At 54.4% G+C, this 14,063-nt stretch carries 13 protein-coding genes; 6 read left to right on the forward strand and 7 right to left on the reverse strand.

Features of this window, described 5'->3' with window-relative positions; all coding sequences use genetic code 11:
- Positions 1-14: 14 nt before the first annotated feature.
- Both QWI75_RS10080 and QWI75_RS10085 read left to right on the forward strand, forming a co-directional pair.
- Positions 15-266 carry a hypothetical protein gene (locus tag QWI75_RS10080; RefSeq protein WP_213041788.1) on the forward strand — a complete coding sequence of 84 codons (252 nt, stop codon included), beginning with the start codon at positions 15-17 and terminating at the stop codon, positions 264-266.
- A gap of 45 nt (positions 267-311) precedes the next feature.
- Entirely contained in the window at positions 312-1,004 is a 693-nt protein-coding gene (locus QWI75_RS10085; protein ID WP_213041787.1) for a hypothetical protein, read from the forward strand.
- Between the two features lie 143 nt (positions 1,005-1,147).
- Here QWI75_RS10085 and QWI75_RS10090 read toward each other — a convergent pair whose 3' ends face one another.
- Positions 1,148-3,694, reverse strand: a complete 2,547-nt coding sequence (locus QWI75_RS10090; RefSeq protein ID WP_213041786.1) for a DEAD/DEAH box helicase — start codon at positions 3,692-3,694, stop codon at positions 1,148-1,150.
- Between the two features lie 864 nt (positions 3,695-4,558).
- Positions 4,559-5,671, reverse strand: a complete 1,113-nt coding sequence (locus QWI75_RS10095; RefSeq protein WP_213041785.1) for a ParM/StbA family protein — start codon at positions 5,669-5,671, stop codon at positions 4,559-4,561.
- A gap of 733 nt (positions 5,672-6,404) precedes the next feature.
- On the opposite strand from QWI75_RS10095, the gene QWI75_RS10100 reads away from it, so the two are divergent.
- A complete protein-coding gene (locus QWI75_RS10100) occupies positions 6,405-6,782 on the forward strand; it encodes a hypothetical protein (RefSeq protein ID WP_289268518.1) in 378 nt (125 codons plus the stop codon).
- A 272-nt stretch (positions 6,783-7,054) separates the two neighbouring features.
- On the opposite strand, the gene QWI75_RS10105 is transcribed toward QWI75_RS10100, so the two are convergent.
- A complete protein-coding gene (locus QWI75_RS10105) occupies positions 7,055-7,231 on the reverse strand; it encodes a hypothetical protein (RefSeq protein ID WP_213041782.1) in 177 nt (58 codons plus the stop codon).
- A gap of 266 nt (positions 7,232-7,497) precedes the next feature.
- On the opposite strand from QWI75_RS10105, the gene QWI75_RS10110 reads away from it, so the two are divergent.
- From QWI75_RS10110 to QWI75_RS10120, 3 genes are all read left to right on the forward strand, one after another.
- Complete coding sequence (locus QWI75_RS10110) at positions 7,498-8,925, forward strand: site-specific integrase (protein WP_289268519.1); 1,428 nt, start codon at positions 7,498-7,500, stop codon at positions 8,923-8,925.
- Positions 8,876-11,080: a site-specific integrase gene (locus QWI75_RS10115; protein ID WP_213041780.1), complete on the forward strand. Its 2,205-nt coding sequence runs from the start codon at positions 8,876-8,878 to the stop codon at positions 11,078-11,080. The genes QWI75_RS10110 and QWI75_RS10115 overlap by 50 nt, the downstream gene beginning before the upstream one ends.
- A 112-nt stretch (positions 11,081-11,192) precedes the next feature.
- On the forward strand, positions 11,193-11,561 hold the full coding sequence (locus QWI75_RS10120) for a hypothetical protein (protein ID WP_289268520.1): 369 nt from the start codon (positions 11,193-11,195) through the stop codon (positions 11,559-11,561).
- A gap of 231 nt (positions 11,562-11,792) precedes the next feature.
- Here the strand turns inward: QWI75_RS10120 and QWI75_RS10125 are convergent, their stop codons facing one another.
- The 4 genes from QWI75_RS10125 to QWI75_RS10140 all read right to left on the reverse strand — a co-directional run bounded on the left by QWI75_RS10125 (position 11,793) and on the right by QWI75_RS10140 (position 13,877).
- Positions 11,793-12,134 carry a DUF488 family protein, N3 subclade gene (locus QWI75_RS10125; RefSeq protein ID WP_213041778.1) on the reverse strand — a complete coding sequence of 114 codons (342 nt, stop codon included), beginning with the start codon at positions 12,132-12,134 and terminating at the stop codon, positions 11,793-11,795.
- A 63-nt stretch (positions 12,135-12,197) separates the two neighbouring features.
- Complete coding sequence (locus QWI75_RS10130; RefSeq protein ID WP_213041777.1) at positions 12,198-12,377, reverse strand: hypothetical protein; 180 nt, start codon at positions 12,375-12,377, stop codon at positions 12,198-12,200.
- A gap of 134 nt (positions 12,378-12,511) precedes the next feature.
- The gene (locus QWI75_RS10135) at positions 12,512-12,901 is read right to left on the reverse strand and encodes a single-stranded DNA-binding protein (RefSeq protein WP_213041776.1); all 390 of its coding nucleotides are present in this window, start codon (positions 12,899-12,901) and stop codon (positions 12,512-12,514) included.
- Positions 12,902-13,112: 211 nt separating this feature from the next.
- The gene (locus QWI75_RS10140) at positions 13,113-13,877 is read right to left on the reverse strand and encodes an RNase H family protein (protein ID WP_213041775.1); all 765 of its coding nucleotides are present in this window, start codon (positions 13,875-13,877) and stop codon (positions 13,113-13,115) included.
- Positions 13,878-14,063 lie beyond the last annotated feature (186 nt).

The raw sequence follows: 14,063 nt of genomic DNA on the forward strand, positions 1-14,063 counted from the left end.
AGTACCCGCTGGCCATGGAGAATCTCATCGATTATCTGAACCCGCTCTCCTATATGACGCTAGAAGAATATTTGGCCTGGTGGAACTGGGTCTTTGCGACTTTGTTCCGGGGTGTGGTGGCGCGAGTGTTGGCGGTGACGTGTCTCGGATTCGCGTTCTGGTACGGGGCCTACAAACAACGGTTAGCAATCGGCATCTTCTTCTACGCGCTGACGATCCTGCTTGCCTATGTGAATTCGGTCGTCCGATTCTTCGGCGGGGGGTGAACGATGGAGAAAGGGGGACGTCCGGGGCCATTGTTCGCAGAGGGTATGGCTAGGGCCAAGCCCCGGAGCCTCATCGAGGCGATCTCCGAGATTCAGATTCTCGCGACGGTCGTCAAGACGGGGCGGGAGATTCCTGAGAACTATCTCTTGCTGGACCGGCGGATCGCGTATTTTGAAGTGGGAGTGAAAGGGGCACTGGCCGATGGTTTGATCAGCGCCTTGTTCGTCCCGGTGAGCATGGGGGTGTTGTCGAACCTCGTGCCGATCTTCGGCACGCTCAGCCCGAGCTTATTTGATCAGCTCTTCTCCGTCCTGATCGCGATGGCGTACGGATTGGGCTACAACGTCATGATCGGGGTCAATCTGGGCAACTGCTACTATGGGAAGGCGTGCCGGCAAGCCATCGACAGCATTTACAGCGCGATGGTCACGTTCAACATCTTGAAGGTGATCCTGGTTTTTCTGCTCTTCCACGGATTGCACGGATTGCTCACGCCGCATTGGGTGCATGCCAAAGCCGAACAGTTGTGGCCGGCGTGGCGGGTTCTTATGAATCAGGCTACGGCACTGGAGGTGCAAACGTGGATCCTGAATGTCCGCGAGGTGCTCCTTCTGTCGAGCTGGTTCGTTGTCTTCAGTACGGCTGTCTCGCTCATCATCCCGCGGATCTTGTTCGTGCGCGGCTCGAAGCAGGCGGAGCTCGAGCATCGCCGCAACATGCTCTACGACGGATACTGAGTAGGTATGCGATGGTGCCAAAGCCGGATTTGATTTGGGGCCAATTCAGCATCCTCAATGCTGACCCTGGTTTCACAGGTCTTATTTCAGAAACTCAACAACTTGCCATCCTAGAGGGAGTGAGATCGAGTGAGACGGAATCTTTAAGATTTCATCCTTAGCGGCTTAGAGAAAAAGGATTCGACCGTTCCACGGTCAAGAGACGCAGTCTTAATGGCGGTTCTGAATTCGCCGTGAACTGATCCATATTCCTTGCCGGCAAACTGTGCGCGAAGATTAGGAAGTTCGGAAGCAACTCGGTTACCTTCCTTAACAATATCTTCAATTACCGCATGAAACAGCCCTTCAATAAAAGGTTCCGCGATGGCATCCGGATAAACATCTGAAACGACTATTGGTCTAATGGGAATATCTTTTGCTTCCGCTATATTGGCAAGAACCCATTCTGGATGGCCCTTCGCCTGCTGAACATCCCGTTTTGACAAAGCACCATCTGGCTTCTTGTCAGACTTATTTTCAATGGCATAACAACAGTCATGAAACAACCAGACAACATCCGGAACGCCATCTTCAGTGCGACGAAATACTTTGGCGCCAAAACACTCACCTAATCTTTCTAAGCCAATATTGAATTGGGTCGGGTCGTCAGGTTTGCTTAGCCCCTCCAGCATTTCATCAAGTTTTCCACTAAAGCGAGGACCTTGCCATCCCCACTTTTCGAAAATATTCCATATAGATTCCGCTCTAATATCATCGATGTCGGACGGATCCACCGATGTAGCTCTGCTACGTGCACGCAAAAGGTGATCCATGAAACCCGAATTTATCCGCGTTGCTCGTGCTCGTTTTAGGCAATCAATTTCGCTTACCGTATCGCCGAGGTGAAAAGCTGCAATACTCGCAAGGTACCACCACCAGGCTCTATAGCCTGATAGTTCATGATCGTTGGTGCGATCGGCCTGTTCACGGGCGGTGAGAAGGGCGTGTGTGAAATCGCTGTCCCAAAGTGACCTTAGATAATTGACCTCCGCTATAGCACCTTGGCTGTAAGGATCATCTCTCTCTTCATGGCCTTCGATCGTTATATCTTCTAAACTTTCATTCGCTTGCTTTCGATAGTCTGAGTCCATTAGTAGCCCAATAATCATGTCGCTCAGTTGATGGCGATGTTCTTTCGCCACGTCGCTTTGTTCCATACCCCATGTTAGTTCTCTCTGAATTTCCTCAGGGAAGCCCTGGACAAGTGCCGGCGTAGTCAAAGCATTGAGTAGGCTTTGGCCCAACATAATGACAACCGCAAAATCCGTTGCGTCTCTTGTGCATCGCCCCATTCCCTGAATAAGCCTTGTCCTTTCCCGCCGTCGCAGCAAGGGACCCATTTTCCAGTGGTCGCGCATATGACGTTCAAGAGCATCTATAGCAGCCGCTGTTTCCGAGATAATTAGTAAACGACAGGTGTCACCCGGCAAATCTATGCCATCGTATCGGCCAGCAAGACACAATATTCCGCAAACACTATTGGTGAAGGGTTCAAGCGACTCTTCAATATCCGCTGCGCTAAACTTAGAAGGCTGTGGCTTCATGCCACCCGAGATCCGAGTGAACGTTCTGTCCGCGGTTAGAAAAGATGGAGCCAGTAAAAGGGCCCGACGAGGTGCTATGGCCTTCCAAACCTTGGCTATGAGATCGGAACATTCTTGTTCTGAATGACATATTCCTGGTACGAATACATATCTTTTTCCCCACTCAGCGTGCCTTGCTCTAATCGGTTTTATGGATGTGATGCCATAACTTCTCTGTAGATCGCCTTCGCCTCCCAAAGTCGCGGACATATAGATTCTCTGCTTGGTGTTAGCAAAAGGGGCATGCGTATGGGTTGGAGGGATTACAGGTCTGAAAACAATCTCTCTGGTCGACACTAAACAAAGGCAGGCTTGGATTTGGTTTCGAATTAGACCCCATGGAAAATAAATTTCCGCGTCTCTTTCACGATCGAAAATAGCTGTAATAGCTGGCACGACTCCAGAAGAAGCATGTACATCGGCTAATTCGACCACCTCAAATTCATCTTCGTCCGTCACTACCCGAAATTGTGCATCGGTAAGAGAAGGCCTGATTGCAGTCAAAACCTCTGAGTAAAGTCGGCGCGGCGCGTCCTTGCGAACCCTAACGGTCCACATTCCGCTCACAAATGACTCTGCACCATGTGCATCATCGAAGATGAGGACATCAGACTCTTGTATGACTGGATTGACATTGAACAGGTTGGAGTATGTGGATACTGCGACTGCTTTTGCTAAACTATATTTCCCTACTTCAGCCGGATGGCGGCTGTCTTTGTTCCCGGTAAGATCTGCACACTCAATTCCAAGATTTTGCGCCTCTCGCATAACTTGTTTGGCAAGTTGATTCGTCAATACAAGATAGGCCACTTTTTCGCCGGATCGACGTCGACGCCACTCTGCTATAAGTAAACCAACGGCCGTTTTCCCAGTTCCTGTGGGCAGTTCGAGAGCGATATCCCTGTCCGCGCAATCTTTATACTCTCTTAGAACATCGGCCTGGGGAACCCTGAGATATCCGTGACTACCAGCACGATTTGGTAGCTTCGAGAACAATTCCTCCGGTGAGGAATAGTTAACGGCCGCTTTGGGCTTACGAAATTCTGGTCGGTTCCCTGTGTCGCTCATATTTTCCTGCTTGTCGTGTGGGCTGTGATAGCGGCTCAGCAGAATACCGTTTTCGCTTTAGCATGTCACCATGATATCTCAGAACCGACACTGCGGAGGTTTGTTCAGGTGATAGTCCAACCAAGCCGCGGGTCGCCGGTCCACCGACCATCAGCGAAGCGTTGCTTTTTCCTCTACCTCTCGGAAGACGGTAAAGGTCTCAACTTTGTCCATTCCGAAATAGGTCACGGTTGAACGTCTATCTAGCCTTGCTATCCCTAAGTCTCGCGGTCCAGCAGATAAAAGGTCACAGGGACGCATTCCTAAGCCGCTGTTCCTACATTTAACCTGTCCCCCAACCATCTGATTTGGGGACCGCGATCCTTTAGACACGGCTCTCAATCTATCGACAATCGCGGTGCCGGCAAATGGGGTCTGCGGACTAGCGATCCATAGGGTTTATGAACCTGAAAAAATCGTGTGTGAGTGTCCTGGGTTCTGGGATATGTTCAGACGGCGTCGAATCTGCGGGCCAAGGCGAGCAATGTGTGGACGTACCTCCCAGCTACGATGCCGACCTTGTCGATGCGAAGGCTTGGTTGATAAGGGATTGAATCTCGTTGGTGGCAGGGATTGGCCTCTGCGGTTTGGATGCTCGGAGGGTCCGCTCCGAAACCCGCCGCTGGATCTGTCGGGGCTTGCGAACTCCGCGACGGCCTTTCATTCTGCCCCAGTCTGCGAGCTGTTTTCTTAGGATGCTTTTGACGATATGACCCCGTTTTCGCGTGGGCAGGGACCATATCCACCGCCGGAGCGCAACGTCGGACGGATCTTCTTCGTTGAAATAGAGCCGGTAGATGCGATGCCCCTTCCCCGGCTCATTTCTCATATGGTCCCTCCCACACGAAGCATATCTTCATCTTGAATTGCTTCCTCTTGGCGATCCCGCTCGGACTCTGGATGATGGACTGCATTGTTCGTGACCGGTCGTTGATAGACCCACCGGCCGAAGTGCAGATACCCGCAGGCGTTCGCGTATTGCGAGTCTCTGAGAAATTCCACTTTCTCTCGGAATCCGGAAAGATAAGGCTTGAGGATCAATGCGCCTCCGCCGCAGAAAATGACGCGGTCAAAGGACGGAGCGCCTGGTCCCCAGAGTCTGGTCATTTCGCCGAGGATGCGTTCGGCAAATGGTTTGAGAAGGGGTTGGATAGTCTCATCGATGAGCTTTTGGGCGAGATTGTCCCCTTTGACCTTTATCGGGCGAAAACCTTGAATCGCGAGATCAATTTCGTAGGGATCGATTGTTCTTTCATGTTGGTGAGTCAAGCTGTCGGCAACGCGTGTGAAGAGCTCTGTGACGCCCAGGACCTTGCCGCATGAGAGGTCGCTCAGGAACTGGCGATTGGACATGCCGACAAACTCGGTTGTGCGCATGCCGATATCGACGAAGGCGTTCCGGCCTTCCTCAGAACCGGGATGCGCAGCGATCGCGGCGAAAAACGCCCCCACGCCCTGAGGGAAGACCGTGACCTGGTTCGTGCGAAGTCCCTTCCGGACTACTTCTGCCACCTGAGTCTGGGCCACTGCAGACGCATACACATGGAGCGGGAGGCCCGTGAACACGTGGGCGCCTTCGGGCACATGGCGTGCTGCAAATGCCACGAGCGCCTTAAACGTGGGAGAGGTCCACCACCCGTCATATTGTTCGCGGAACCTCCAGCCCGCTTGGACTGCTTCCTCGCCAACGACATAATCGGCTCCCTCGACCTGAACGGCGCTCTTTGAGAGCGAGAGACCCAAGTCGATCGAGGTGACGGCAACCGGTGCCACCAGCGAGGGATAGATGAAGCGTCGCCCATCTTCAAAGACAATCTTCGTGTACCCGTAGCCCACGTCGAGACCGATGAACGGCACGTCTCCGTTCAATCGGTTCGGTGAATGTCTAACGCCTGACGTCATTCCTGCCTTGGCGGCCGCCCTTGTGCGAGTTGCCATGTAGCGCTCCTTTAGTTCGACTGGTTCGCGGTAACGGATAATCTGGCCTCTCGCCTGTCGTATTACTGACCAGAAGCCGGAGAGCTCCCAGGATTCCAGGAAACCATCAAAGTCACCAGGCCAAAGAGGAAATAGGGAATCGCGAACAAAGCCGAAAGTCTGAAATAGGAATGGTAGCAATATGTTAGAGAATGAAGACGATGTAACGCTGAAGGTCTAAGGAGGGTCGCTCTATCCTTATATATAGGCGTATAAGGCGGGCCCTCTCTGTTGAGGTTGCCTCAATGCCCGGATCAGCCTGTTGAGTGCGACTGCCTGGAGTATTTCTATGCTCCACGAGATCAAGGGGTTTGGAGGGTGGGTCTCGAAGCAGTAATACCTCTACATCCGAATTGCCATGAGACTGAGGGATACTACGATGGTTCCCTTCAGAGTGAACCTGCTTATCATGAGGCAGTACGGGGTTCCGAGCTGTTCGCGCTTCCTGGATGAGGTTGCTGAGGGATTGTGCTCAAGACGTTCGCACATAACAGATATGAATATACTGTCCTGAACTCACGACGCGACGGAGGGAAGGTAAAGCGGGGTGGGGAACGGGTCCGGTGAAGTGAAGATATCTGCTGTTTCTGACGAGGCGTTGATGGTAGGGCCTATTGATGGGACTCAGGTGTCGAACCCGGTCCAACCTGCCTCTGAAAGCTCAAGCGACACAGGCAGACGAATCAGGATTCGGATGTACTGCGAGGAGGTCGATACTTTGTTTGTCCGGGCAGAGGCGGAGTGCCCCGAGGCAGTGCCGTTCATGTATCAGCGTGCCTGTAGTTACGGGATGACAAGCCAACGCTGGATGAAAACGGAAAAGCAAATAGAAATGTGGCTGCGAAAGAATTACCGTACGATGCCCACCCGTATTGCAGACTATCTCATCGCGTACCATAAGATTGATCCGCGAATGAAACCGTTCCTCATCAACCTGGCGCGGAAGGTCAAGGCCAGGTATCGGATGAGAAGGCATCGGGGGAGAATCGAAGTCCGTATCATTGATGGGAAAGAACAAGTCGTGAATCTTGGTTACGAGGCGGAGACTGGGCGCGAGGAGGGGGCTTCATAAGGGAGGACACCTGGGTTCGGTGAGCAAGATCTCGCAATTAGAAGGGAGCACCGCGGAGTTCTGTAACCTGCCGGCGCGAAGCGCCGGCCTTTCCCTCAGGTGCCAGGTGCGCAATGCAGCCCTGGTACGGAGCGGCGAGTGCCCGCATCGTGGGCGCGAAGCCGCGACATTGGGACAGAGCGGCGTGCTCCCGCTCGATCTGCGGCAGCCCAAGGGAAGCCGGTTGTCTTAGAAGCGTGGTACGGTAGGCATGTCCACTCGCCTGAGAAGCACTAGCGACTCAGTGCCGCACGGATGGTGTTGAAAGTGTGGGTCCGGGCTTGCTCTTCTTCTCGTGCCTGCATTTCCTTGATCCGGAAATGTCGGCGGGCGAACGAGTCGACCTCCTGATGAGCCTTCCCCTTCAGCTTGTCCAGAATCCCCTCTGAGATCTGAATCTCGAACCGCATCGGCGCCTCCTTGGTTGGACGATCGTCAGCGTCGTCACCTCCTGCCGCCGTCCGCGGCGGCCTTCTTTTCGGTCGCAAGCGCATCAGCATCGAGGGGCGGTCGAAGGAACGGCGTCACATGCGTCCGTCGCGAAAGCGGTCGGGCCAGGCTGCCACCGCATACTCGTTTAAGTAAACAGTCACTTTTAAAAATACGACAAATAGCCCAGCAATTCGGTTGACCTTTATTGACTACTACTGTATGTCGGGTCGTCAGCACCTTAGGCGTGGTTGTCGAAGGGATCATTATCCGCACCTACCGGCTGTTTTCTCGACCTGGTTCCTCACATGGTGGCCGTCGGGTCTTGGTGTTCGATGGCTCTAATCGTCTTCATCTTCCGCTCACCCACTACTGCGAGGAAGCCTCATCACGGCTGTCGCGTGGGACCTGTCGCGCGTATATCTATGCCTTGATGCCATTTTTCTCTTGGCTGGACACCCATCAGTTCTCCTGGACAAGTGAACCAATGATTATCCGAGACTATGTTCGGGAGTATCTAACTCAGCGTTTGGCCGCGCAAGCTCGCCCTCATCACCTCGGCTTTGAGCTCGTGTATTTGACGAAAGAGACACGGACGACGCTCCGCGTATTTCTCGCCTCGCTCAAGACATTCTATTCGATCATGCGCAGAACGAAGCGCTATGCCTTCGACAACCCGTTAGAGCATCGGGCTGTTAGGACCGTCAACCAGATAGAAGGCCTGAAAAAAGAGCCGCCATATCCCACGATGCCTGAGATTAGCGGCGTCTCTCACCCAATGCCGAAGACACGGCTCTCGGAAAATTATTTCCGTTTGGAAGGAACTGAATGGAGGCCCCAGCCCATTGATGATCCTGCATTTCCAGCAATGGTGCTAGCTGGAGGACGGAGGCTCCCGCGTTGGCGAATCCGCGAGGAATGCATTGCGCAGATTCTCTTTAGCTCAGGAGCGAGAGTGTCGGAGGTCCTCGGCCTCACATTTGGAGACTGGGGGGCTCGAGGATTCTTGCAAGAGGCGACGGCGTTCAACAAAGGCAGCCATGAAGTGAGAACAAAATTTATCCGCTTTTCTCGCGAAGCCGCCAACCTTCTGCGCCGGTATGTGAACACTGAACGGCGAGACATCGATTCCCGCCATGCCTCGCTGGCCGATTATCAGAAGCTGGCTCGTTCAGGGATTGTCGATCTTCATACGATCCCACTGTTCATGACCGAACACGGGACCGTCTTATCTGCGGACCACTACCGTCGCTACTACTGGAATCCGGCGTGTGAAGTGGCCGGCCTGCGAGCGAACATGCATCAAGCTCGTCACTGGTATGTCACCTTGGCCATTCGACAGATCTATGAAACCTCGCAAAGCGAGGCGGATCTGAATCGCAAATTGCGTGAATTGATCGAGTATATGAGCTGGAAAAGCGGATGGGTGACCCTGCAGTCTTACGAGCACTATTTTAACGCAAGTCGTCACGCCGAAATTCAAAATCAACTGCACCAACACTTGGACAACGTCCTCCGAGAAGCTATCGTTGATCAAGGCTCCCGCCTCCCAACAAGAGCCATCACCCACAGACCAGGAACAGAAGACGCTGACTGGACGTTCTTACAAGAGTTAGGAGGTAACCTTGCAGGCGAACGTGACCCGGCCATGGAATCGGTTCAAGGGCCGTATTGATCCTCTGGTGTATCGAGCGCCACGGACAGGTGCCGATCCAGAGAATGGGCACAAATGGCCGAGCATCCATGATCGCATCGTGCGTCGCCTGGAGCGACGTCTTGGATATCCCTGGTCCAATCATCTGATTCTAGGAGCTGCCATTCTCTCTGCCAACCGTATGGATTTGCATACCATTGAAGGACGCATGGCTTCCTGCCACGCCCGGTTAAGAACGTTCTTCGAGGTGTTGAGCCTCAGATCGATGGACGACTGGAAGCCTAAGGAAACGATGATTGCGTATTTAAAAGGTGAGCTTGTGCCGGACGATACGGATCAGAGCCGGTATGGCTTTTGGCTGTCCTATAAATCCCTGGCCAGATACGGGAACCAATGGCTACAGACATTGTCCGCTCAGCAACAGGAGAAATACCGGCCATTCATTTTCCCTCTGATTCCGTTTGAGGAGGTCCGCGGTCTGCGAGACTTTGAGCAAATGCGTCAGCTGGCGCGAAAAAGAAGAAAGGCCGAGACCGATGCCATCGTTCGGCAGTATGCGCAGATCCGGGCTGAGGCGCACTTTCGCCTGAATCTGATCACTCGCATTCGCCAGGCTATGAAGGAAGCGGTGGAACGAGCCCCTCATGATGCCACAGGAGAGCCGGTCTTCCCGATCGCGTTTCACTATCAGGAAGGCGACGAAACCTTGCGCTTTCGGGTCTGGGATAAGAGAAGCATTCGCCTCACGTACCCTGACACATTTCGCGTCGAGGTGCGGCGGCGTGCGCACAAACAAAGGTGGGAGTTTGCACGGGGTAATAACTACCTCATCCTAGAATTTGTTCAGGCTGAGCGGACTGGAGCCGCCACGCCGGAAGGACTGTGGTTTGTTGATCTCATCAAGCAGAAGGTCCTGGGATCACAACGACAGATCAAGGAAGAGGAAAAAGAGCTGCGACGTCGGTGGTTCGCCGCGTGGGGATATTCACGCGACCCAAAGCTGTATAGTCCAGAGCCATTCGGCACGTATGTGGCTGGCGTCTTGACCCCAACGATCCAACAGGGGGGAGGGCATCACTTAGTGTGGTTGATGGAGAAGACGGGCAAGATATTGATCCCGTTAGAGTCCCTGTATGTCGCCAGCTTGTTCGGTCTCCTCGCGCTGGATCTGTGGACCACAACGGGCATGCGCATTAATGAAAGCTGCCAAGTGCGCCTGAGTAGCGACTGCCTCGCACGACTGATTTTCCCAGCGCCACCCGGAGCGAAAGATCAATCGCCCCGCATGCGGTACGTCTTACAGTTGGTTCCAAAAGGAGAACGAACGAATACTCCGCAGAATTATTTCATTGGCGAGGAAACGCGGCGCTTGCTGGTCAAAGTGGCCAAGATGCTTACTGAGCATTATGGGCTCAAGGCCGGGCAGCCGTTACCGCGGGTGCCTTATAACAAGCATCTGGCCCGGGCACATCGGTTTGGAAAAGCACCCTATATCTTCCAGTATTCGTCCAAACATTTGGATTATAAAACCCTCACCAGTTGTGTGCGCTTTCTTCTCCATGGGATTCCGTTGTCAACGGTCGACGGCACTCGCGTGGTGCTCCGCCCCCACCTGTTTCGCCATGCCTTTGCCACACATGCCGTGCAGGTTGAAAAACTGCCGATCGATATCGTGCGGGAAATGCTCAAGCAAAAGAACCTCGCCGTGACCGACTACTACAGCAAGCCAACTGAAACCTTCCTTGTGGACGCCAGTGACCAATACCTCGCCAAACTCGCATCTCATTTAAATGTGGGAAAGGCCGTCGTGCGTCTTCCAGAAGACCTCAAAGCTCTGTATGAGGAGGCACATGACAAGGTAGGAACCCTCACCGATGTCATCGGAGGAATCTGTGTGAGCCACGGATTCTGCACGGCGAAGTTTGCATGCGTCGGATGCCCGGGGAAAGTACCCGATCCTTCAAGGCGGCATCAGGTCCAACACAAACGTCAATGGGCGCTCCGGCAGATCGCCTTTACCAAGACAGAAGGGCTGCTCGCAGAAAGCCAGCGGATGCAGCAACTGGTGCGCGAGTGCGAACGGGAGTTGCAGGAAATGACGTTGATTGAAGAATATCGAAAGGACGAATCTCGTGTCCCGCTCATCCAAATCGACGAGCAGCCTACAAAGCGATAACCGACGTCCCTGGTTAGTGCAGCGGGTGTATGAACCGAAACGCCAGCGTACGGTCCTGCTCGTGCGCCAGTCCGTTCATGCACTGCTAAAGGCCAAACGAAAAGTCTCGCTGATGGCAATTGTCATGACGTCCAAGGAATTGGACCGAAAACATTTGGGGATCTCAGCCAGTGCGATCTTGGGCAATGATGAAGCCCGCGAGCTGTATGAGGCGCATCGCACTTGGCGGGCACCGCGTGGCAAACGACGCTTTTCGGTGGAGTGCCTCGAGGAGATGCCACAGCCGAGAGTAAAAGCTGGCCGCGATCTTCGCTTAGTGTACGAGCGATATCTGCAAATGCCGAAACGGGATTTAGCGTTACGGTTACTCAAAATGGAAGAAAGCTATGTCGCACTCGAAGAAACGTGGCTGCAGGCTAATGATACGCTCTACAATGCGATGCTGGGTCATCATGATAAATCCGTTCCAACGACCGGCTAAGGGGAACAGCCATCTGAGGTCTATTTGACGCCAGCTCCTTCTGACGAACAGTGAACGGGTAATGAAGTCAATTGGTCAGAGGCGGCCAAGCTCCTGTTAGAGCGGGCTTCACCATGGTTCCCCATCTCGTCGCTCTTGAAGAATGCAGGCAATCCGTTTCAAGTGAAGATTGGCGTTCGACCTTTAGGTCTTGAACGGGATCGTAGAGCCTGAAAGAGGCTTTATGCGCTACTAGCATATATGCAACCATTCATCCCTCATAGCGATTCGAATACGAGAACAAATCCCGGAAAAGATAATGAGGTGCGTGTGGCAGGGTAGACCGTCACGACAATAACAAAGCAATCGGGCTTCGGGTTGCGCGGCCAGGGTGTTCCAGACAACATCCGGAACACGAGCGAGGATCGTACCGTACTGCGAGACGTACTGCTCCCAGGTGAGTTCTCCGCGCTTCCAGCCCATCACCATAGACCACGTCGGGGCGAAGGATCGCCACAGTCCGATGGCAGACTTCACGGTCGTATCGATGCCGATCACGCCCGGCTTGATTTGTCCGCGGGTCAGTACAGTCATGGCGCACCTCCATGTATTACCCGGGAGGTGTGACCTACGAGCGCAGCGAGTCTGAGCTGGCTGTTACCGGCAGCGGCCGAGTGGATAGTGCGGCGGAATGTGGATGAAGAGCGTACGACGAGCCACCCGTCTCTCCTGGGTCTGGAAGACGTAGATCGCGATCGAGCCAAGGACGGTACCCAGGGTGACGGAAGCAACCATGAATTGCAGGATTCCGACAAATGCAGAATCGAAGATGTCCATGGCGCGCCTCTGAAGGATTGGGTGCCAAGTGGGTGGCCATGTTAGTCCCCATGGCCCAGGGTGGAGAGCGACAGACGCGCTCTCGAAACACAACAGGCGGCTCCATGGTCTGAAGCCGCCCGCTTTGAGCTGGATCAGCTCGGGGTGCTCGTGCGAGCCTTGCGCTTGACCTCAGCGGAGAACGCGACAATCTCATGCTTCGCGCGCTTATGGCCATCCTCGGTTTCCCAGCGACGCTGTTGGAGCTTGCCGGCGATGCCGATCCAATCGCCTTTTTGGCCTTCACCGGCGAACTTCTCGCCATCGGGGCCATACATGACGACTGTGACCCAGCATTCCCGCTTTCGCACATCCCCTTGCACTGGATACTCCTCGGTGCTGCAGAGATCGAACGTAGTCACAGCCTGGCTATTGGCTCGGTAGCGGATCTCCGGGTTCCTCGCAAGCCGTCCGGTCATCTCAAGCTTGTTCGTATCTTTGAATAGTTTCCGGTCCGTCCCCGAATCAGCGGTAGCAGTGCTCATCGCAACACTCCTTTTCATGGGTGAACAAAGGCCCTGCAGGAGTGCAGAGCAATAGAGAACGACAGGCCGGGGCCTGGGCCGTTCACCGAAGTGTGGTCTGATTCGTGAGGTGGGCTCGGGCCCCGGTCAACACTTCGGACATGCTGCCCGCGCAGCGGGCCTCATGACCGCTCGGACGGTGGAAAAAAAGACGTGCGAGGAAGGGCGCGTTTCACATAACGGGATCAGGAGTCGAGCTTGCGGGAATCGGAAGAGCGGGACTCTCGGCTGCCGCGCGGTTGGCGAGTTGATCGACGAGTTCGTTCATCGCAATGCCACGATGCGCCGGAACCTTCTGCCACGCGATCTCGATCGGCAACGCTTTGATGAACCGGGCGTACTCGCGGGTCGACGGGGTATTGGCCCGCCAAGCGCCGGTTGGCCAGGCGGCAATGCCCTTGTAATCGTGGTACACCGTGACTTGCTTGTACCCGTTGAGAACACACCAGGTCAGCGCGCGAGTGGCGGCCTCGAGTTCGGCTCCGACATTGCGGTGTTCGAATGCGCCGCTTTGCAGAAGGCTGCCGGAGTCCCGGTGCAATTCTCGATCACCTTGCTGGACGACGAACGACCACCCGAACCGGTACCCGAGCGGTGCCTGGAGACAGGCTCCGTCCACCCAGACCTGGATAACCGATGGGTCGATGGTCAGCGTGTCGTGACCCCTCGGAGCAGCAGAGCTCCCACCGGAAATGCGCTGCCATACCTGAGTAATGGTCGCTAGAATGGCCGGTGGACAGGAGTGCAATTCATCAGGGACCAAAGTGGGGCCACGTTTGCCGACATAAAGCTTGATAGCACCGAGATTGGGGCCGTTCTGCATCTGGATAAGCAGTTTCGCAGCGTAGTGGTTGTTCATCGACGGGCCTGGCGTGGCGATGATCCCTTGCTCTTGCAGTCCGCTGGTCATGGCATCTGCCAATTCCTGAAGCGTCATGTGCCCTCCTCGCTGTTTGTCTACCAGAGCCGCTGGGCCGGAGACAATGCCCGCGCAGCGGGCCAGCTGGTTCATAGTTTTCTGACGCGCGCGGGAAAACGGTACGATCTCCGGGTAGGGAATTGTAAATATCGGGCAAGCCGGATGATAACTGTCGGGAGCTGTTATCTGAAGGCGCGGGGTTCT

This window comes from Nitrospira tepida (assembly GCF_947241125.1).
Classification (GTDB): domain Bacteria; phylum Nitrospirota; class Nitrospiria; order Nitrospirales; family Nitrospiraceae; genus Nitrospira_G; species Nitrospira_G tepida.